Genomic DNA, 21,994 nt, shown 5'->3' on the forward strand with positions numbered 1-21,994 from the left:
TTATAGGTTGGGCAGGTTGCGTGTTGCGTGTTGCGTGTTGAAAATTATAATCCATATCAGATATCCTTGTCAATCCAATTTTATGATTTATTTAAAATTTTAAGCCTAACGGCATAAAATTTATCCATTCGTATAAATATGCTATAAAAGTATAGTGATTGCAAAAAACCATGCAACTTTTTTTGATGGTTTAATTGTTAACTTTTGTAAAGATGAATACTGCTAGCCCGAAAACAGCATCGGTTATTTGCTGTTTATTAGAAATAATATCCCCTTTATCCCCTCTTAAAAAATCACCATTTTTAATATTAATAATTTGCAGATTAGGCTTTTGATTTTGACAATTTTATAATCGTTTTTAGAAGGTATTTTGCGTTTAAAAAACCCCGTTCCTCAAGTTTTTTGGTTCGCTGAGTTTCGGACGTTTTGTTGTTTTGTGGTTATTTCTATACGGTGATTACGTCCGAGTTAAGAGGGTTGGCGCGAACCCTCTTTACAATCTCCCGCGGCGACCACGCAAGTGGTCACGATGTGACTACCTTCCGCCTTCGTTCGGTCTTAACGCACCGGCTGTGATTTGTTCCTGACAAAGCACCGCCTTGGCAAACATCCCTGTTTGCCATGCTAACCTCTCTCAGTTGTCAGCACATTGCGAATGTCGCTAAATTAAATACACCAAACTTATTTGCCAAAATACACTTTTATTATTGGAACTAGCTGATGTTATAACTAACGTTAACGATTTATTGGATAGATTTTGGCTTTAAAAACCCCTCTCCTCAAAATTTTTTGGTTGTTTGAATTTCGGACGTTTTGTTGTTTTGCGGTTATTTTTATACGGCGATTACGTCCGAGTTAAGAGGGTTAGCGCGAACCCTCTTTACAATCTCCCGCGGCGACTACGCAAGTGGTCACGATGTGACTACCTTCCGCCTTCGTTCGCTTTTAACGCACCGGCTGTGATTTGTTCCTGACAAAGCACCGCCTTGGCAAACATCCCTGTTTGCCATGCTAACCTCGCTCAGTTGTCAGCACGTTGCGAATGTCGCTAAATGAAATACACCATACTTATCTGCCAAAATAAGATTTATGTTTCTAAACTACCAAAGCAACTATAGACTAATAAATTACTTATCTTTTATACAAAAATTTGATACCTAGCCTATTATCTTTTAATGACAGTAATTTTTTACATAATTATTAAACATACATCTACAGTGCTAACATCAATTGGATAGTTTTCATCACAGCACTTTCGTTATTTGATCCAGTAATAAATTTAGCTACTGCTTTGGTTTCATCAAAGGCGTTTCGCATAGCAAAGCTATAGTTGGCTTGCTCAAGTAGTTCGATATCATTATAGCCATCACCAAATGCCATTGTTTCGTGGTAGGTAACATTTAACATTTGTTGTAGTTTTTTTATAGTGTTACCTTTGTGTACGTTGTACTCAGTGATATCGATCCAAGCGGCTTCCGACACTACTATATAAACATCATTTTCATAAGGCGTTAAATGGGTGCGTGTTTGTGGACATTGGCCATTTTCATCATAAACAGTAATTTTTATAAAATCGTCTGTGATTGTTGTTAAATCATCAACTTCAATAATAGTTGTATAAGAGCCTCGTACTTTTTGTTTTAAATGAGCAGGTAGATTAGATTTAATTACAGCACCATTACTGGTACATGCGATAATAACATGCTCTTTACTGGCTTGTTCAAGCGTAGCAATAATACGTTGACCAATCTGGTTTTGAATAAAAGATCGATAAACAAATTCACCATTATGTTTAATAGCTGTTGCGCTATCACCGACGATCCAAATTTTATCACTATAAGATCCAAATAATTCTTCAACACGTTCGCACTGTTTACCTGTGCAAGCAACAAATTGGATATTTTGTTTAGCCATAAGATCATTAACTTGCCTGAACAAATCCCGATCATAATCGCCTTGATCATTTAAAAACGTTCCATCTAAATCAGTGATAATTAATTTAATCATTTTTATATTTCCTTAATGTGAACTAATCGATTAATGTAAATTTTATCCTAGTTGTTTGTAAGTAGGCAATTGAATTATATTTAATATATTTATTTAAAATTATTTGAATTTTTAGAATGTGGTTTGGAGCAATTATGTTTATATAATAAGTAAATTGAAACTAAATATATTTTTTGGTTTAAAAATATAAATCTTTAAAATCTTAATTTACAGTTACTTTGCTTAATAGTAAAAAAATAATAAAAAAGCCTGAAAATTAATTTTCAGGCTTTTTGGCTTTTTTAATATTGTTGTATTTTCGACAACCAATCAATAACTAGTTTTACTGTTTGGCAACAATATTACCTTCATCCAAATCTAGATGAATCGTTTTACCAGGAACTAATTTTCCAGATAGAATCTGTTGAGCTAATGGGTTTTCAATCTCTTGTTGTATTGCACGTTTTAATGGTCTTGCACCATAAATTGGGTCAAAGCCAACTTTAGCTAGTTGTTCTAGTGCAGCATCAGAGATATCCATTTCATATCCACGTTCATCAAGACGTTTTTCAACATGAGCTAATTGAATTTTCGCAATTGCTTTGATGTTTTCTTGTCCTAATGGATGGAATACCACTGTTTCATCAATACGATTAATAAACTCCGGTCTGAAGTGTTTGGTTACCACTGTCATGACTAGGGCTTTCATCTCGTCGTAACTTAGTTCGACTTGACCTTGAATCAGATCAGAACCTAAGTTAGATGTCATGATGATTACTGTATTGCGGAAATCGACAGTTCGACCTTGCCCGTCGGTTAGTCGTCCATCATCCAATACTTGTAATAAGATATTAAAGACATCCGGATGAGCTTTTTCGACTTCATCAAGGAGGATGACTGAGTATGGTCGTCGTCTCACAGCTTCAGTTAAATAGCCACCTTCTTCATAACCAACATAACCAGGAGGAGCACCGATTAATCGAGCCACAGAATGTTTTTCCATAAACTCAGACATGTCGATACGCACCATAGCATCTTCACTGTCAAACATAAAGTTAGCCAATGTTTTGCAAAGTTCAGTTTTACCAACCCCGGTTGGTCCTAAGAATAAGAATGAACCAATCGGTTTATTCGGATCAGAAAGCCCTGCTCGACTACGACGAATAGCATTGGCCACAGCAACCACCGCTTCATTTTGGCCAATAACGCGTTTATGTAAGGCATCTTCCATATGTAAAAGTTTTTCTTTTTCACTCTCTAGCATTCTCGATACAGGAATACCTGTTGCTTTCGATAAAACTTCAGCAATTTCGTTATCGGTGACTTTGTTACGCAATAACTTCATGGTTTTACCTTCTAGCTGTGTGGCTGTAGCTAGTTTCTTCTCTAATTCGGGGATTTTGCCATACTGTAGTTCGGACATCTTGTTTAAGTCACCCATTCGGCGTGCCTGTTCTATTTCAGTACGTGCTTTTTCCAACTCGGCCTTGATATTTTGAGTACCCGAAAGTGCAGCCTTCTCTGATTTCCACTCTTCTTCAAGTGATGCATAAGCCTTTTCTTTTTCAGCAAGTTCATCATTTAACATCTCAAGTCGTTTTTTACTTGCATCATCAGACTCTTTCTTGAGTGCTTGTTGTTCAAGTTTGAGCTGAATAATACGTCGTTCAAGCCGATCCAATGACTCTGGTTTTGAGTCCATTTGCATACGGATACTTGATGCTGCTTCATCAATTAAGTCGATCGCTTTGTCTGGTAACATACGATCAGAGATATAACGATGCGATAAAGTTGCTGCTGCAACAATTGCTGGATCGGTAATTTGCACATGATGATGCAGTTCATAACGTTCTTTTAAACCACGCAATATTGCGATGGTATCTTCAACTGACGGTTCTGCTACATATACTTTTTGGAAACGACGTTCTAATGCCGGATCTTTCTCGATATATTGACGATATTCATCAAGCGTGGTAGCACCAACACAGTGTAACTCACCTCGAGCTAAAGCTGGTTTTAACATATTACCAGCATCCATTGCACCGTCACTTTTACCGGCACCGACCATAGTATGTATTTCATCAATAAAGAGAATAATACTACCTTCGGCTTTGGCGATGTCTTTAAGTACCGCTTTTAAGCGTTCTTCAAATTCACCACGATATTTAGCACCGGCAATTAATGCCCCCATATCTAATGATAAAACTCGTTTGTTACGTAAACCCTCTGGCACTTCACGATTAACAATACGTTGTGCTAATCCTTCAACGATAGCTGTTTTACCTACGCCTGGTTCACCAATAAGCACGGGGTTGTTTTTGGTTCGACGTTGTAATACTTGTATTGTACGACGAATCTCTTCATCACGACCAATGACTGGGTCAAGCTTGCCTTGTTCGGCTCTTTCTGTTAAATCAATGGTATATTTTTTCAATGCACCACGTTGATCTTCAGCATTAGGATCGTTCACGTTATCACTCCCTCTTACTTGGTTAACTGCTTGGCTAAATTTGTCTTTGCTGACACCAGCTCTTTTTAAAATATCAGTTAAATTACCTTTTTCATCTAATGCAGCTAGTATGAATAGTTCAGATGAAATATAGCTATCGCCATTTTTTTGCGCTAGTTTGTCACATAGATTCAAAATTCTTACTAATTCTTGTGATGGAATAACTTCACCACCAATGCCTTGAACTTGAGGTAAACGTTCGATTGCTTGATTTAATTCTTGTTGTAATGTCGCAATATTTGCGCCTGACGCCACCAGTAATGGATTAATCCCACTGCCTTCTTGATTGAGCATGGCAGATAATACATGAATTGGCTCTATATATTGATTGTCTTTACCTAATGCGATTGATTGCGCATCAGCTAAAGCTTGTTGAAATTTGTTAGTGAGTTTATCTAACCTCATATTATTTATCTCCTAAGCAATAAATTTGGTTTAAATGTGTAACACATTCAATCCATTTGCATAATCACTAAATGAGTGTGGAAGAATAAATTTCAAGAGCTGATTAACAATATTTTTGACGAATTTTTGCAATAAAATCGTTTATATTTTACTCGCGTCTTTATAAAAGATAAAGTAGTTTGAAAAACCAGCACTTAAGCAAAAATGTTTAGTAAATTTGGATGACACTTAAGCTGTTATCCTTTATATTAGCCGCTTTATTTTGTTAGGTTAGCTAACCGTGGTTCGTAATCCATCCCACGAAAAAAAACTAGGAAAGAAATATGTTTAAAATTGCTAAAGAGTTCCAGTTTGATGCTTGTCATATGTTAGATGGGCACAATGGAAAATGTCATAACCTACATGGTCATACCTACCGTTTGTTAGTCGAGATCAGCAATGAACTTATTACCAGCGGTTCAAGTGCGGATATGGTAATGGATTATGCTGACATAAAATCAGTTGTAAAACAGCAAATTATTGACCAACTCGATCATGCTTATCTTTATAATCAAAATAATGCTAATGAAAGCCAAATAGCAGAGCTTTTACAGCAAATGCAACGTAAAATTTTTGCTTTTCCTTGTCGCACTACTGCAGAAGGAATGAGCAAATTTATTTTTGACTGCTTATCACAATTTCTACCTGTGTCGATGATTAAGCTTTGGGAAACCCCTACTTCTTATTGTGAGTATCATCGGAGCGAAAAATGATCGAATATCGTATTGTTGAAATCTTCGAATCTTTACAAGGCGAAGGTTATAACACTGGTATGCCAGCTATTTTTATTCGTTTTGCCGGTTGTAATTTAAACTGTAGTTGGTGTGATACTAATTTCCGCAAATTTCAACGTTTTACGTTAGAGCAAATACTGACAAAAGTTAAACAATATAAAAGTAGCAATATTATTATTACCGGTGGTGAGCCCACAATGGTTAAAGAGTTATCTTTATTATTAACACATCTAAAACAAGCTGGTTACTATATTGCAATTGAGAGTAATGGACTAGGTAAAGTCGATCCGCTGATTGATTATATTGCACTGAGTCCTAAATTTTGTTATCACCATCGTTATCAAAAAATTTTGCAATCAACAGCCAGTGAAGTAAGAATTGTCGCAGAGAAACAAACGGGATTTATCGATTTTTGTTACTATATTGAGCAGCATATTCAAGCTAAGCGTTATTATTTGTCACCTTGCGAAGTCAATGGTGAGATGAATATGTTTGATACCATTGAGTTGTTAGGTAAGATTAATCATAATCGTATTGATAATAAATGGATGCTAAGCCTACAAACACATAAGTTTGCCAATATTGAATAGTTAGATTGGCAAACTTTCACTATAGGTTATAAAAATAAAATAGACTATTATCCTATACGATAAAATACCTTCAGTTATGATGAATCATTATTAAGGGAATAAGAATTTCTATCTAGTTATCGGTATGACAGAAATGATAAAAACAGATCATCTAGATCTGTTTTTATCATGATTAATAGATTATTCGAAGCCTTGTTTAGTGGTTTTATTCAAACCAAATCATTGTTGCCATCCTTCCTGTCTTATTTTCTCGACGGTAGGAGTAAAACAAGTCTCGCTCGGTATAGGTGCAATAGTTACCACCATAAATCTGGCTTATACCGATTGAATTTAATCGCTGTTTGGCAATCATATAAAGATCCGCTAAATATTTTTGTTGTTTAGCATCTATTAGTTTAAATGCATGATGCGCATTTGCATCGTAAGCTTCAAACTGTTTTTTCACTTCGCCACCTACTTCAAATTTTGTAGCGCCAATTGCAGGACCAAGCCAAACTATGATATCAGTAGCCTTACAGTAAAATTTCTTAGCCGTTTCTTCTAAAATACCATGACAAAGCCCACGCCAACCTGCATGGGCAGCGGCGACTTGATTACCGTCGACTGAACAAAATAGTACTGGCATACAATCAGCCGTTAACACGACACTAACTTGTTTTGCTTGCCGGGTATATGATCCATCAGCTTCAAAACGTTCACTATTACCAATCAATCCATGTGCTGGTTGTAGTTGAATTTCTGAAATATCAAGTACAGTTGTGCTATGGGTTTGATTTAACCAATAAGGTTCGCTAGGGATTTTTTCAGCACTAATGATAAGACGACGATTTTCAACAACATCATTTAAATCATCACCAGTACGGCTACCTAAATTTAGGCTATCAAATGGCGCAGAACTCACACCACCGATGCGAGTTGTAGTAAAAGCACGAATATTTGTCGGTGCCGGCCAATAGGGATAAATTGATTTAATCATAACTATTACCAATCAAGTTCATCTTTGTGAAGTTCGGTATCTAATTGTAATTCTTGAATTAGTTTTTGCATATCATCAGGTATTGGTGCATGCCATTCCATTAGCTCGCCAGTAATTGGATGATATAAACGTAACATAGTGGCATGTAAGGCTTGACGATCAAAATCACGTAAAGTTTGGATAAATGATTCGCTAGCACCTTTCGGTGGTCTAGGTCGACCACCATAAAGAGGATCACCGACTAATGGATGGGCAATATGTGCCATATGTACACGAATTTGATGGGTACGCCCTGTTTCAAGTCTTAAACGTAATCGGGTATGTAATCGATATTTTTCCATAACACGATAATGGGTTACTGCTGGTTTTCCGGTTGGAAAAACCGCCATATGAGTCCGTTTAGTTGGATGGCGAGTAATTGGTTGATCTACGCTACCGCCAGCGGTAATGATCCCCATAGCAACCGCTTCATACTCACGAGTTATTTCTCGTAATTGTAATGATTCTACTAAATGAGTTTGTGCTTCAATGGTTTTAGCAACCACCATTAATCCTGTGGTATCTTTATCTAGACGATGGACAATGCCTGCTCTTGGTACCCGAGAGATATCTGGATAGTGATAAAGTAATGCGTTTAATACGGTACCATTTGGATTTCCAGCACCAGGATGAACAACTAAATCTCGAGGTTTATTAATAACCAAGATATGATCATCTTCATAAACGATATTAAGTTTTATATCTTCTGGTTGGTGATAAGTTTCTTCTTCAATTTCAACTTCAATAATTATTTTTTCGCCACCAAGTACTTTATCTTTGGGTTTATTTACAATATTATTGTTAACTAGTACTTTATTATTTACGATCCATTCTTTAATTCTTGACCTTGAGTAATCAGGAAAAAGCTCGGACAAAGCCTGATCCAAACGCATTCCAAGCTGGGTTTGTTCGATTTCAGATGAAAGTTTTAACTTATGCATGTGTAATTTATCTATTTTAAGCTGTTATGTTTTAGAGTATTATATACTAATCATCGCCTTTAATGTTTAATTATATTTTGGATTGAAAACTGAATGAAATTGCGTTTACAAACTTTGTTAGCTATCGCTTTAAGTAGCATGCTAATTGGCTGTACAAGTACAAAGCATGATGTTGAAAATGTGCCAGAGATTGAGCTCCACAATAAAGCTAAAACAGAGCTTGAGAGTGGAAATATCAAATCCAGTATTAGTGTTTTAGAGGCTATAGACAAAAATTATCCATTTGGACCTTATTCACAACAAGTTCAATTAGATTTGATTTATGCCTACTATAAAACAGCGGATTATCCACTGGCCATTGCATCAATTGACCGCTTTTTAAAATTAAACCCAACGCACCCAAATATTGATTGGGTAATTTACATGCGCGGAATTTCAAATATGGCGCAAAATGACAATACAATTCAGGGTTGGTTTAATGTCGATCGTTCAGACCGAGATCCTGAGTTTGCTATGGCTGCATTTAAAGATTTTACTTATTTGGTAACTAGTTTTCCAAATAGTAGTTATGCCGCAGATGCCAAAAAGCGTTTAGTATTTTTGAAAAACCGTATTGCTCGTCATGAATTAAAAGTATCGCAATATTACACTAAACGTGGTGCTTATGTTGCAGTAATTAATCGGGTTACCCAAATGTTGGCTTTATTCCCTGATACTGATTCAACTAAGAGCGCACTGTTATTGATGCGTAATGCTTACAATGAATTAGGTTTAGTTGATGAGAGCCAAAAAGTTGATCAACTTATTCAGGCCAATTTAGAAAACATACCAAAAGAAGAACAAAAATCATTCTTCTCTAAATTTACTAGTGTATTCAATGGTGGCTAATTATTTACTAAGCGGGCATAGCCCGCTTTTTACGCTTTTATTAATGCACAATATCCAAATTACATCTTTTAATTCCTAATAAATCAATCTTACAATTCACATAACGTTTGTAAAACACCTCAATAACCAATACAATTAGCAAATTATTTTTATTAGCAATAATAGATAGGACATTAATTCGTCATGCAAGAACAATATCGCCCAGATGAAATTGAAGCCAAAGTACAAAAACATTGGCAAGAAGACAAAACATTCCACGTTACTGAAGATCCATCGAAAGAGAAGTATTACTGTTTGTCAATGCTTCCATACCCTTCAGGTCGTTTACATCTTGGTCATGTTCGAAATTATACAATTGGTGACACTATTTCGCGCTACCAACGTTTAAATGGTAAGAATGTATTACAACCAATCGGTTGGGATGCATTTGGTTTACCCGCCGAAGGCGCAGCAGTTAAAAATAATACAGCGCCAGCCAAATGGACTTATGAAAATATTGCTTACATGAAGAAGCAATTACAGCTACTTGGTTTTGGTTATGATTGGGATCGTGAAGTGACAACTTGCCGTCCTGAGTATTACAAATGGGAACAATGGTTCTTTACTAAACTATTTGAAAAAGGTTTAGTTTATAAAAAAACTTCAGCTGTTAACTGGTGTCCAAACGACCAGACTGTATTAGCTAACGAGCAAGTAGTTGAAGGTTGTTGTTGGCGTTGTAATACTCCAGTTGAGCGTAAAGAAATTCCTCAATGGTTTATCAAAATCACTGAATATGCTGATGAATTATTGAATGACTTAGATACTCTTGAAAGCTGGCCAGAACAAGTTAAAACAATGCAACGAAACTGGATTGGTCGTTCTGAAGGGGTAGAGTTTGATTTTGCCGTTGAAAACTATAGCGACAAATTGCGTGTTTATACTACTCGTCCTGACACGCTAATGGGTGTGAGTTTTGTTTCGGTAGCAGCGGAACATCCACTCGCTCAGTTAGCTGCGCAAAATAATCCCAAAATTGCTGAATTTATTGCTGAATGCAAGACGACTAAAACCGCTGAAGCCGATATGGCAACAATGGAAAAGAAAGGTATGGCAACAGGATTTTTTGCTATCCATCCATTAACCGGTGATAAAGTTCCAGTTTGGATTGCAAACTTTGTTTTAATTGAATACGGCACAGGTGCCGTAATGGCGGTTCCTGGTCACGATGAACGTGATTATGAGTTTGCATCAAAATATAATCTACCAATTAAACCTGTTATTTTAACACAAGATGATCAAGTGCCCGATCTATCACAACAAGCTTATACTGAACATGGTAAATTATTTAATTCTGGTGAGTTTGACGGTCTTAATTTTGAACAAGCCTTTAATGCCATCGCAGATAAACTTATCGCATTAGGTATTGGTAATCGTAAAGTAAATTATCGTTTACGTGATTGGGGAGTCTCTCGTCAACGTTATTGGGGTGCACCTATTCCTATGGTGACACTTGAAGATGGCACAACAATCCCAACTCCAGAAGATCAACTGCCAGTCATTTTACCAGAAAATGTTGAAATGAATGGTATTACTAGTCCAATTAAAGCAGATCCGAATTGGGCAAAAACTACAGTTAATGGTCAACCTGCACTACGTGAAACGGATACTTTTGATACTTTTATGGAGTCGTCTTGGTACTATGCACGCTATACCTGCCCTCATTATGACAAAGGTATGTTAGATGAAAATGCAGCAAATTATTGGTTGCCTGTTGATCAATATGTTGGTGGTATTGAACATGCAATTATGCATTTACTCTATTTTAGATTCTTCCATAAATTAATGCGTGATTTTGGTTTAGTAAAATCAGACGAACCAGCTAAACGCTTGTTATGCCAAGGTATGGTTTTAGCTGATGCGTTCTATTACACCAGCCCTACCAATGAACGAATTTGGGTTTCACCAACTGAAGTCACTATTGAACGTGATGACAAAGGTCGTATTGCTAAAGCCACAGATAGCAAAGGTAATGAACTTGTTCATGCTGGTATGACAAAAATGTCTAAATCGAAAAATAATGGTATCGACCCGCAAGAGATGGTTGAAAAATATGGTGCAGATACCGTTAGATTATTTATGATGTTTGCGTCTCCAGCCGATATGACTCTTGAATGGCAAGAATCTGGTGTAGAAGGTGCTAATCGATTTATTAAACGTGTATGGCGTTTAGTATATGAACATGCTCAACTAGGTAAAACAACAACTCTTGATCTATCTAATTTGACTGCCGATCAAAAAGCGTTACGTCGTGAACTACATAAAACGATTGCTAAAGTCAGCGATGATATTGGTCGCCGCCAAACCTTCAATACCGCAATCGCAGCAGTAATGGAATTTATGAATCGCCTACAAAAAGCGCCACAAGATACAGATCAAGACCGTGCGTTAATGGATGAATCATTAAATGCAGTTGTTAGATTACTTTATCCTATGATGCCTCACGCTTGTTTTATTATGTGGCAAGCATTAGGTAATAGTGAAACCATTGATAATGCGTCATGGCCTACTGCTGATGAATCGGCAATGGTCGAAGATGAAAAATTAATTGTGGTACAAATCAATGGTAAAGTGCGTGGTAAATTTACCGTTCCTGCGGATGCCGAACAAGATTTTGTAGTAGAGCAAGCGAAGCAAGAACCAAACATTCAAAAATATTTAGCTGATACAACTATTCGTAAGGTTATTTATGTGCCAGGCAAATTATTGAATTTGGTTGTAAGTTAATAATGTTGGATATAACTAAGATATAGGTGATGATACCAATGAAAAAATATTTGGCTTTGATGTTATTGACAATATTGTTGTCTGGATGCGGTTTTCATTTGCAATATGAACCCGAAGTTCCTGCTCGCTTTAAGACACTGTCTTATGAGAGTGGTGATCCATACGGCCGATTGTCAAGGGATATTAAAGAGTTGCTACGCGATAATGGGGTTACATTAGCTGAAGCCAATAATAAAGCTAAATATCCATCATTACGCATAGTCAGTGATTCATTGGATAGAAGCACTATATCAATCTATCAAGATGGTAAAGCTGCGGAATATCAGTTAGTATTGGCTATTCAAGCTCAAGTAGTCATCGCTGGCGAACAAATTCATCCAATTACTGTTCGTATATTCCGTACCTTCTTCGATAATCCAGCAGCTGCATTGGCTAAGACTGTAGAACAAAATTTGATTGAAGATGAAATGTATAAGCAAGCAGCTAAAGACATCATCCGTAAATTGAAAGCAGTTGATGCAGCAAACTAACGACTTGTTATGATTAAAATTAGTGCTGAAAAAATAAACCAGCAATTAGGATCGCCTTATTATTTAATTTTAGGTAGCGATCCTTATCTGCAACATTATGTACAAACTCAATTACGTTATGCTTTTAAGCAAGCTCAATATGACGAGCAACTTTCTTTTACCATAAATAGCCAAACAGATTGGTCGGCAATGTATGATAGTTGCCAAGCAATGAATCTATTTTCAAGCAAGACTTTACTCTGTATAGATATTGGAGAAGGTGTGTTAAATGTTTCGGTCGCGGCAAGATTGAATACATTATGTGAAATGTTGACGCCTGATATTGGCTTGATAATTAGTCTAGTTAAGATCACTAAGAACCAAGAAAATGCATCATGGTATAAGGCTTTATCTGACAAATTAGTGGTAGTGAATTGTTCAACACCTGAAGCAGCACAATTACCACAATGGATCAAAAGCTATTTGCAACAAATGCAAATAGTTATTGAATCTCCTGCGATTGAGTTACTTAGCTATTATTATGAAGGTAATTTGTTGGCGTTGACACAGCTTATTGAACAATTAAATTTACTCTATCCCAATCAAACTATTTCTTATGAGCAAGTTGAATCAAATATTAATGATTCAGCAATATTTACGCCTTTTCATTGGATTGATGCAATGCTTTCCCATAAAGCAAAACGTGCAACACATGTTTTACAACAGCTAAAAATGAATGACTTTGAGCCATTAATATTGATGCGGATTATTCAACGTGAATTGATTTTGTTGATCAATTTAAAATTAGCTTTGGCCGAAAAATCACCTCGTCAAGTTTTTGACGAATACAGAGTGTGGCAAAATAGAAGAACCATGTATAGCTATTATTTGAATCGTTTTGATATCAAAGCATTATTCGCCCTACTAGCGACTTTAACCGACATTGAAATTAGTCTAAAACATAATAATGATTTACCTATCTGGGATGCGCTGTTGAGTTTAACTATGCAGTTTATGGGGCTAAATAAGTGCTAACTGCGTTATTTGGTGGAACCTTTGATCCAATCCATTATGGACATATACGCCCAGCTTTAGCCTTAGCCAAAGAGGTAGGATTAACTAAAATTAATCTGTTACCTAACCGTATTCCACCTCATAAACCACAACCTGAGGCCAATACTGAGCAACGTTTAGCTATGTTGGAGCTGGCTATAGCAGATCATTCTCTATTTTCAATTGATACTCGAGAATTAGAACCAACGCTAATCAATCAGCCCTCTTTTACCATTGATACTCTCAAATCATGGCGTCAGCAAAATGGTACTCAGCAAAGTTTAGCTTTTATAATGGGGCAAGATTCTTTGCTTAGTTTACCAACATGGAAAGAATGGCAAAAATTACTTGATTATTGTCATTTGCTAATATGTAAGCGGCCTGGTTATGCTCAAACCTCTTGTGATACCAAGTTACAACAATGGATTTATCAAAACCAAACCCAAGTTAGTCAAACATTACATCAATGTCCTAATGGCTATATTTACTTTGCTAATACTCCGCTTGAAGCAATTTCAGCAACAGAAATCCGACAAAATATTGATAATCAACAAAGCTGTGAAAAGTTATTATCGCCTAAAGTTTGGCAATATATACATGAAAATAGGCTCTATAATGCAAAGAAATGTTAGAAATGACTTTACATCTGAGAGTTTTTTCGGCATTATTTCGCCGCTATATTTAGATAATTTGAATGTAGCAGTTCTGTGTTTATACTCAAATCAATCACTTTATCTTGATCAAAAAACATTTTGGTAATTTAGTTGAGTTTGATTAATTCGCTTTTCTAGTTAATCGTAAAGAAAATGAGAATGATGTTTTTTAATTTGAGTGTATTTAATTTGTATTTAATATTAAGAGGCCCCAATGGCAAAAGAAGATAACATTGAAATGCAAGGTACTATTCTTGATACTCTTCCGAACACGATGTTTCGTGTTGAACTTGAAAACGGTCATGTTGTTACTGCACACATTTCTGGAAAGATGAGAAAGAACTATATTCGAATTCTAACTGGCGATAAAGTAACGGTAGAAATGACACCTTACGATCTTTCAAAAGCACGTATCATATTCCGTAGTCGTTAATATCGTTATCACGCTTGTTGTTTTACATTATTAACTAATAAGTTGATTAGTTATTTTCTCTTTTTTAATACAATTCCGTCGACTAAAGTCGACGGAAGTGCAAGTCATAATTTAGGTTACTATCTAATTAATCCATTTGAGAAAAATCCATTTGCTCATACTTTATCCATTTAGTCTTTTTAACGATTTTATAACCAAAATAAATCGAAAGAAATAATGGAATACCAATGTAAGTGGCAATGACACCGTTCCAATCAATGGTCTCTTGTAAAAATGCTTCATAATTTTGACCTAATGTTATCGTCAAACAAAGTATAAAGGCAAAAATAGGGCCAAATGGGAAACAACTCGAACGATATGGTAATTTATTTAGATCATGTCCTTGTGCTATGTAGCCTTTTCTAAAACGATAATGGCTAATAGCAATACCAAGCCAAGCAATAAACCCTGTCATACCTGACATATTAAGTAGCCATAAATATACTTCCTGATCTTTGTATAGCGAGGTTAAGAAGCAAAGCATAGCCACTAATGTTGTCGCAAATAATGCCATATCAGGTACACCTGATGAAGATAATCTTCCGAAGATCTTCGGTGCTTTACCTTCTTTAGCTAAAGCATATAGCATACGGGTTGAAGCGTATAAACCGGAGTTACCTGCAGAAAGAACTGAAGTTAAAATCACCGCATTCATAATAGCTGCTGCAGATAATAGTCCTGCATGCTGAAAAACTAAAGTAAATGGACTAACGCTGATATCAGTTTCATCATTACGTAGTAAGTTAGGATCAGTATATGGGATGATTAAACTAATAACTAAAATTGCCAAAATATAAAATAATAGTATTCGCCAAAACACTTGTTTCATTGCTTTTGGAATGTTTTTTTCTGGATCTTTTGATTCTCCTGCTGCTATACCAATTAGCTCAGTACCTTGGAATGAGAAACCAACAACCATCGCAACACCAATCATTGAGGAAAAACCGCCAACAAATGGAGCATCGCCAACTTGCCAGTTTTGCCAACCAGCAGTTTCAGCACCTTTTAAAATGCCAATAATCATTAATAAACCAACTACAATAAATAAAATCACAGTGACGACTTTAATTAATGAAAACCAAAATTCTGCTTCACCAAAACCTTTTACAGAAACATAGTTTAAGCAAAAGATAATCGTTAGGAATAATAGACTCCACAACCAACTATAAGCACCGGCATCAAACCAATAGGAGATCACCAATTGTGCAGCAACTAGGTCAACGGCAACTGTTATTGCCCAGTTATACCAGTAGTTCCAACCAATAGCGAAACCAAAAGCTTCATCTACATAGCGTGATCCATAGGTCGCAAATGTCCCAGAAACCGGAAGATAAGCAGCAAGCTCACCCAAACTAGTCATCAAAAAATAAACCATTATGCCGATAATGGCATAAGAAAGTAGTGCACCACCAGGACCTGCTTGTGCAACAGTAGCGCCTGAAGCGACAAATAACCCGGTTCCGATAGAGCCACCAATGGCTATCATCGCTAAATGACGGGCTTTTAAATCACGCTTTAATTTATTATTCATATCAATTTTCTTCTTGTTAAACAGATTCTAAATATACTTAGTTACTACCTTATGCTTTATATCTAGGTTAATAACTGATTTAAAATAATTTATTCGGATATTTATCATTAGCTGATAAATTGCGTTGAAGTGTATCAAAAAAATTTCTTTGCGAGATAAATAATTCTAATAATACAACTGATATGTTAAATATTCGCAATACTTAGTTGCTAGTTAACTGTTCTAATTGAGTTAAATAATCCATCGCTTGATCGCGATTTGTTCCACACATTTCAAAACAAGGTTTTAAACGACTACAGACTAGAGGTCGACTAGCATTACCAAATAATTTACATTGAAAATTCTCATCTAAATGAAAACAGGCAATACCAGCTGGTTTACCATTAGGCATACTAGGTATAGTAGATGAAATTGATGGCGCAATACAACAGGCACCGCAATTTTTACGACATTTAAATGAATCAGTCATTGGATTTAGAGGAATTTGTTGTTGTTTTATAAATTTTAATGGTGACAATAGCAAGTTAAGGGTAAAATAGCGAGCTAAATTTTTAACTCTATTAAACATGAAGAAAGTATTATGGCTAAAGCAAATGAAATAAAACGTGGTGATGCGGTCACCTATAATGGCAAACTATTATTGGTGAAAGAGATTGATGTTCAAAGTCCTAGTGCACGTGGTGCTAGTACCCTTTATAAAATGCGTTTTACCGATGTGAAATCTGGCGGTAAAGTTGAAGAACGTTTTAAAGGTGATGATATTTTAGATACTATCGAATTATTTCGACGCCCTGTTAGCTTTTCTTATATTGACGGTGATGAATATGTGTTTATGGATAATGAAGACTATACGCCGTTTATTTTTAAGAAAGATCAAATTGAAGAAGAACTGCTATTTATCCCTGAAGGTGGTATGGATGGCATTCAAGTTTTAATGGCTGAAAGTGAAGTTGTGGCTTTAGAATTACCACAAACAGTTGAACTTGAAATCATTGAAACGTCGCCAAGTATTAAAGGTGCGTCGGCAAGTGCACGCACTAAACCGGCCACACTCTCTACTGGTCTTGTTATTCAAGTACCTGAATATATTGATAACCACGAAAAAGTTAAAATTCATATTGCTGAACGCCGATATATGAGCCGAGCGGAATAATCAATTAAATCGTGATGAATACATACAATCAAAATAAATTACATAAACGCTTACGCCGTCTTACTGGCGAAGCAATCGCTGATTTTAATATGATTGAAGAAGGCGATCGTATAATGGTCTGTTTATCAGGCGGTAAAGATAGTTATACATTGCTAGACATTCTTATTAATTTAAAAATCAGTGCTCCAGTGCAATTTGAATTAGTTGCCGTTAATTTAGATCAGAAACAGCCAGGATTTCCAGAGCATGTTTTACCTCAATACCTAGAATCCTTAGGTATTGAATATAAAATTGTTCAAGAAAATACTTATGGTATTGTTAAAGAAAAAATCCCTGAAGGCAAAACTACATGTTCACTCTGTTCTCGGCTTCGACGTGGTATTTTATATCGCACTGCAACTGAACTTGGTGCAACCAAAATAGCGCTTGGACATCATCGTGATGACATTTTGGAAACCTTGTTTTTAAATATGTTTTATGGCGGCAAACTTAAGGCTATGCCACCTAAATTGATGAATGATTCAGGTGAGCATATTATTATTCGACCTCTTGCATATTGCAAAGAGAAAGATATTGCAAAATATGCTGAAATAAAACAGTTTCCTATCATTCCTTGTAATCTTTGTGGTTCACAGCCTAATTTACAACGGCAAGTGATCAAAGAGATGCTAAATGATTGGGATAAGAAATTTCCTGGCCGTATCGAAACAATGTTTCGTGCTACACAAAATATTACCCTTTCGCATTTATGTGATACCAATCTTTACGATTTCAAAGGGATTAAGAAAGGTGATATTGATATCAATGGTGGCGATTTAGCCTTTGACCGTGAAGAATTGCCAGCCATGGTCGGATTTGATGCGTCAGAACTCGACGATCAAGATCTAATTCTGTGGAAAGAGGCTAACTAGCAATTAGCTATTCTCTATAAATTTTCTTTTTATCGGTGATAATCTATATCGCCGATAATTCATCCAAAATTTATATTTATTAACGATCTTAATTAATCATAATTATATTCAGGCTAATTATTATTTAAGCCATTTTAACCAGCTTTGATTAACAATCTGTTTTTCTGATTTAAAACAGGAATCATCAACGGTGCTAGGTAAAAGTTGTAATGATAATTGATGAATTTCATTACGCATATCAATATATGCTTTAGTTAATTGTTCAGCTTCTTGGCTATCCATAATTTGATAATTTGCCGCTAATTCTAAAATCCGTACGTTATCACTCCATGTTGTCATTTTAGGATATTGATGAGCATAATTAAGTACCAGATATTGAGATAAGAATTCAATATCACCAATACCGCCTTCATCAATTTTCAAATTAAACCGATGAGATTCAGTAGTACCTAAATGGGCTCGCATCTTTTCACGCATCTCTCGGACTTCGGTTTTTAATATATTTTCCTCACGTTTTTTACATAGAACATCATGTCTGATTTGGTTAAAGCGTTTAATAAGATCTATTTCACCATAAACAGCTCTTGCTCGAACCAGTGCTTGATGCTCCCATGTCCAAGCTTCATGCATTTGATAGTCATAAAATGCATTTAAACTACAAGCTAATAAACCAGCATCACCTTGTGGACGTAAACGAACATCAACTTCATAGAGAATTCCAAAGCTGGTGCGGACATTAAATAGGTGAATGATTCGCTGCACCAATCGCAAGTAAAATTGGCGGCTATCAATTTGTTTATCCCCATTGGTCATGCTATCGGCTGGACAGTCGTGAAGAAATACCAGATCTAAATCAGAACCATAACCCAATTCCCAACCACCTAATTTGCCATAAGCAATAATAACCAATCCTTTTTGATTGTCAGTTAAATGTGTGGGTTTTCCATAACGAGCAACCATTTGATTCCATGCCATTTGCACAACAAAATCAATTAGTGATTCTGCAACATAGGTCAAATGATCGCTTACTTTCATAGTATTTAATACTTGTTCAACATCAGCAGCAGCTATATGCAGTAGTTGCATCTGTTTGAACTGCCTTAATGCCTCAAGTTGTTGTTCTTCATCATCAACCTGAATTCTCAGTAAATATTGATAAAGTTCGCTTTTGTATTCATTAGGTGCAACAGTTTGATAAAGAGAATTAATATCTATTAGTTCATCTAATAAGATTGGATAATGAGCAAGTTGCTCACTAATCATTGGCGAAGCACTACATAATCGAATTAGTTGCTTCAATGCGGTTGGGTATTCAAGTAGTAATTCTAAATAAGTTGTTCGGCTAACAATATTAACTAATAAGGGTAAAATTCGTGATAATAGTACTAATGTGTTTTTATCATTACAAACCAACTCCAATAATCGTGGCATTAATTGGTCAAGTATTTCACGACCTCGTACCCCAATTGTCCGTTTACCAATATCATCACGAAACTGACAAAGCATTTGATATAGTTTTTCAGCATCATCATCTGAGTAAGAAGTTAGTACAGAGGTAACATCACCTAATTGTAAATCTGGGACCCAAAGATCATCAAATTGGTAGTTGTATTGTTTAGAATTAGATGCGGATTCAGATGTATCTTCACCGATAAGTTGGTTAAATACTTGCCTATTAAAATGCATTCTTTTAGCAAGATCTGCTTCAAATTCATGCCAATCATTAAAGTTCATACTTGTGGCTATACGCATTCGATCCAGCTCATCTTCAGGCAATGTCTGAGTTTGCTCGTCATGTATAGCTTGGAGTAAATTTTCACAACGGCGTAAGAAAAAGTAATTTTCTCGTAAAGTATCTACTTCATTAACACTAAGTAACGATTCTTGTTCTATTACTTGTAAGGCATTTAATAATGAGCGAGTTTGTAGACCTACAACACGTCCACCTCGTATAAGTTGAAAAACTTGTACAATAAATTCAATTTCACGAATACCACCTGCACCAAGTTTGATATTATTGGTTAAACCTCGACGACGAACTTCGCGTTCAATCATGCTTTTCATATTGCGCAATGATTGTAATACACTGAAATCAATATAACGACGGTAAACAAAAGGTTTTAGCATTTGATAGAGTTCTTTGATGTAAGGATCTTGCTGATCGCCTAGTATTTTCGCTTTTACCATAGCGTAACGTTCCCAGTCTCTCCCCTGTTCTTGATAATAGTCTTCCATCGCGGAAAAACTCAAGACCAGCGGACCGCCATCGCCAAGCGGACGTAAACGCATATCAACGCGGTAAACAAAACCATCTTCGGTAATTTGGTCTAAAGCTTTTATTAGACGTTGTCCCAAGCGGGTAAAAAACACTGCATTGTCTAATTCTCGCCGGCCACCTTGTGTTTGACCATGCTCAGGGTAGGTAAAAATAAGATCAATATCGGAGGAAAAATTAAGTTCTCCACCACCTAATTTCCCCATACCTAGGATAAGTAATGGCTGAGCTTGTCCCTGTGAATTATAGGGAGTTCCCCATTCTTTACAACTTAGTTCATAAAGCCAATCTCGTGCAGTGACAATAATCACTTCAGCTAACTGCGAGAGTTGTAATAAAATCTGCTCATCACTACTTGTGCGGGTTAATTGTGACCATTCAAGCCTTATCAGAATATAACGCCTAAATAATCTTAATACTTTCATTAGAGCTAATTCATCAAATACTGATACTAGTCTTTCATTTAACCATTGTTGATAGAAACATCTTTCATCAGCTTGAGGGGGGTAAGTAATAATATCTGTCAGCCACTCGGGAAATCGATAAAAAGCATCAACCAGAAAATCACTTTGCAGCAAAATATCAAGGTTATCGAGCACCTCTTTTGCATCACATTGTGACAATTGGGAGATAATTTTCTGTTTTTGCTGAGCAATTAATGGTGAAGCTAGCGATATAGGCTGAGACATAATAAGCACTCACTTAAAATAGTTACATGTTGATGAAATCACCTAATTAACTATTATAAATGACTTTTTAAGTTCACCTATCTTTTTATTAAACAAATCGTGAAAAACAGTATTGATACTTTTTCGCAATCTGTTTACCGATAAAACTATAACTGCTGACTATCGTTAGGTCTTATATTGCTTGTTTACCTTATCATTGTTATTGGTTATAACGTAACGGCCAATAACAATATTATATTCTTTGATTCGAATAGCGGGTTAATGTTTATCAAAAAACAACTTTGTCATCTTTCTTACCAATAAACAACTTGAAATCAACAAAGTAATTAAAAACATCCATAAGTAGAACAATTTAAAAGTATTAGAGATAATATCGAATGGTAGGAAATTATAGATATAGTTGTAAATGTATAGAATAAGTATTAATAAAAGGCAGTTTAATATAAAGGTAATAAGCGAACTAAAAATTACCTTTTTTAAGGCCAAAATTTCTGTTACTGCTGTAAAGCATTTTCTTAGCAAGAAATAACCAATTAAATTTACTATTGATAAAAATATCGCCAATAAGACTATAGAGAAAATCAGGTTACTTAAACTGTAATACATACCATCGAAAAGCAACAAATATGACATGGTTATAAAGAAACAGTTATAAAAACAGATGAATAACACCATATGTAACTTTTGACTTTCTGTTTCGGTTAATATGATTTCGTTACAAATATAATTTTTTTTGCATAATTTAATACTAAGATAAGTACAAAGTGTTATAAAAAAATAGAAAATGAGATGCTCTGCGAGATGAAATATATATGCCGAAAAATTATCTCCATCTTTGATATTTAAAAATCTTAGTTTAGACACAATCCAATCAT

General features: G+C 35.5%; 16 protein-coding genes, 1 pseudogene and 1 riboswitch. Of the genes and pseudogenes, 10 read left to right on the forward strand and 7 right to left on the reverse strand.

The window, feature by feature from the left end; all coding sequences use genetic code 11:
• Positions 1-1,212: 1,212 nt before the first annotated feature.
• Positions 1,213-2,007: a Cof-type HAD-IIB family hydrolase gene (locus B6C84_RS05645; protein ID WP_086354330.1), complete on the reverse strand. Its 795-nt coding sequence runs from the start codon at positions 2,005-2,007 to the stop codon at positions 1,213-1,215.
• Between the two features lie 322 nt (positions 2,008-2,329).
• Entirely contained in the window at positions 2,330-4,900 is a 2,571-nt protein-coding gene (gene clpB / locus B6C84_RS05650) for an ATP-dependent chaperone ClpB (RefSeq protein WP_086354331.1), read from the reverse strand.
• 274 nt (positions 4,901-5,174) lie between these two features.
• Positions 5,175-5,220: riboswitch (PreQ1 riboswitch) on the forward strand.
• Between the two features lie 3 nt (positions 5,221-5,223).
• On the opposite strand from clpB, the gene queD reads away from it, so the two are divergent.
• Complete coding sequence (gene queD / locus B6C84_RS05655; protein WP_086354332.1) at positions 5,224-5,652, forward strand: 6-carboxytetrahydropterin synthase QueD; 429 nt, start codon at positions 5,224-5,226, stop codon at positions 5,650-5,652.
• Entirely contained in the window at positions 5,649-6,263 is a 615-nt protein-coding gene (locus B6C84_RS05660) for a 7-carboxy-7-deazaguanine synthase QueE (protein WP_086354333.1), read from the forward strand. The genes queD and B6C84_RS05660 overlap by 4 nt, the downstream gene beginning before the upstream one ends.
• A gap of 205 nt (positions 6,264-6,468) precedes the next feature.
• Here the strand turns inward: B6C84_RS05660 and pgeF are convergent, their stop codons facing one another.
• Both pgeF and rluD read right to left on the reverse strand, forming a co-directional pair.
• Positions 6,469-7,236, reverse strand: a complete 768-nt coding sequence (pgeF, locus tag B6C84_RS05665) for a peptidoglycan editing factor PgeF (protein WP_086354336.1) — start codon at positions 7,234-7,236, stop codon at positions 6,469-6,471.
• Positions 7,237-7,244: 8 nt separating this feature from the next.
• Complete coding sequence (gene rluD, locus B6C84_RS05670) at positions 7,245-8,219, reverse strand: 23S rRNA pseudouridine(1911/1915/1917) synthase RluD (protein ID WP_065577979.1); 975 nt, start codon at positions 8,217-8,219, stop codon at positions 7,245-7,247.
• Between the two features lie 93 nt (positions 8,220-8,312).
• Here rluD and bamD point away from each other — a divergent pair.
• The 6 genes and pseudogenes from bamD to infA all read left to right on the forward strand — a co-directional run.
• Positions 8,313-9,035, forward strand: a pseudogene (gene bamD / locus B6C84_RS05675) (outer membrane protein assembly factor BamD); the annotation flags it as partial.
• A gap of 255 nt (positions 9,036-9,290) precedes the next feature.
• Positions 9,291-11,873 carry a leucine--tRNA ligase gene (gene leuS, locus B6C84_RS05680; protein WP_086320209.1) on the forward strand — a complete coding sequence of 861 codons (2,583 nt, stop codon included), beginning with the start codon at positions 9,291-9,293 and terminating at the stop codon, positions 11,871-11,873.
• A gap of 38 nt (positions 11,874-11,911) precedes the next feature.
• A complete protein-coding gene (lptE, locus tag B6C84_RS05685) occupies positions 11,912-12,403 on the forward strand; it encodes an LPS assembly lipoprotein LptE (RefSeq protein WP_065614278.1) in 492 nt (163 codons plus the stop codon).
• A 9-nt stretch (positions 12,404-12,412) separates the two neighbouring features.
• On the forward strand, positions 12,413-13,417 hold the full coding sequence (holA, locus tag B6C84_RS05690) for a DNA polymerase III subunit delta (protein ID WP_086354334.1): 1,005 nt from the start codon (positions 12,413-12,415) through the stop codon (positions 13,415-13,417).
• Positions 13,411-14,067 carry a nicotinate-nucleotide adenylyltransferase gene (gene nadD / locus B6C84_RS05695; protein ID WP_086354335.1) on the forward strand — a complete coding sequence of 219 codons (657 nt, stop codon included), beginning with the start codon at positions 13,411-13,413 and terminating at the stop codon, positions 14,065-14,067. The genes holA and nadD overlap by 7 nt, the downstream gene beginning before the upstream one ends.
• 235 nt (positions 14,068-14,302) lie before the next feature.
• On the forward strand, positions 14,303-14,521 hold the full coding sequence (infA, locus tag B6C84_RS05700) for a translation initiation factor IF-1 (protein WP_025315083.1): 219 nt from the start codon (positions 14,303-14,305) through the stop codon (positions 14,519-14,521).
• 127 nt (positions 14,522-14,648) lie between these two features.
• Here the strand turns inward: infA and B6C84_RS05705 are convergent, their stop codons facing one another.
• Entirely contained in the window at positions 14,649-16,115 is a 1,467-nt protein-coding gene (locus B6C84_RS05705) for an amino acid permease (RefSeq protein WP_255545831.1), read from the reverse strand.
• 178 nt (positions 16,116-16,293) lie between these two features.
• Positions 16,294-16,659: a YkgJ family cysteine cluster protein gene (locus B6C84_RS05710; RefSeq protein ID WP_108720926.1), complete on the reverse strand. Its 366-nt coding sequence runs from the start codon at positions 16,657-16,659 to the stop codon at positions 16,294-16,296.
• Between the two features lie 12 nt (positions 16,660-16,671).
• Here B6C84_RS05710 and yeiP point away from each other — a divergent pair, with 12 nt between their 5' ends.
• Complete coding sequence (gene yeiP / locus B6C84_RS05715; RefSeq protein WP_034884126.1) at positions 16,672-17,244, forward strand: elongation factor P-like protein YeiP; 573 nt, start codon at positions 16,672-16,674, stop codon at positions 17,242-17,244.
• Between the two features lie 14 nt (positions 17,245-17,258).
• Complete coding sequence (gene ttcA, locus B6C84_RS05720) at positions 17,259-18,155, forward strand: tRNA 2-thiocytidine(32) synthetase TtcA (protein WP_065614280.1); 897 nt, start codon at positions 17,259-17,261, stop codon at positions 18,153-18,155.
• A gap of 120 nt (positions 18,156-18,275) precedes the next feature.
• Here the strand turns inward: ttcA and glnE are convergent, their stop codons facing one another.
• Entirely contained in the window at positions 18,276-21,119 is a 2,844-nt protein-coding gene (gene glnE, locus B6C84_RS05725; protein ID WP_086320210.1) for a bifunctional [glutamate--ammonia ligase]-adenylyl-L-tyrosine phosphorylase/[glutamate--ammonia-ligase] adenylyltransferase, read from the reverse strand.
• Between the last annotated feature and the right edge of the window lie 875 nt (positions 21,120-21,994).

Source organism: Gilliamella apis, from assembly GCF_002142155.1.
In the GTDB taxonomy this organism is placed as follows: Bacteria; Pseudomonadota; Gammaproteobacteria; order Enterobacterales; family Orbaceae; genus Gilliamella; species Gilliamella apis.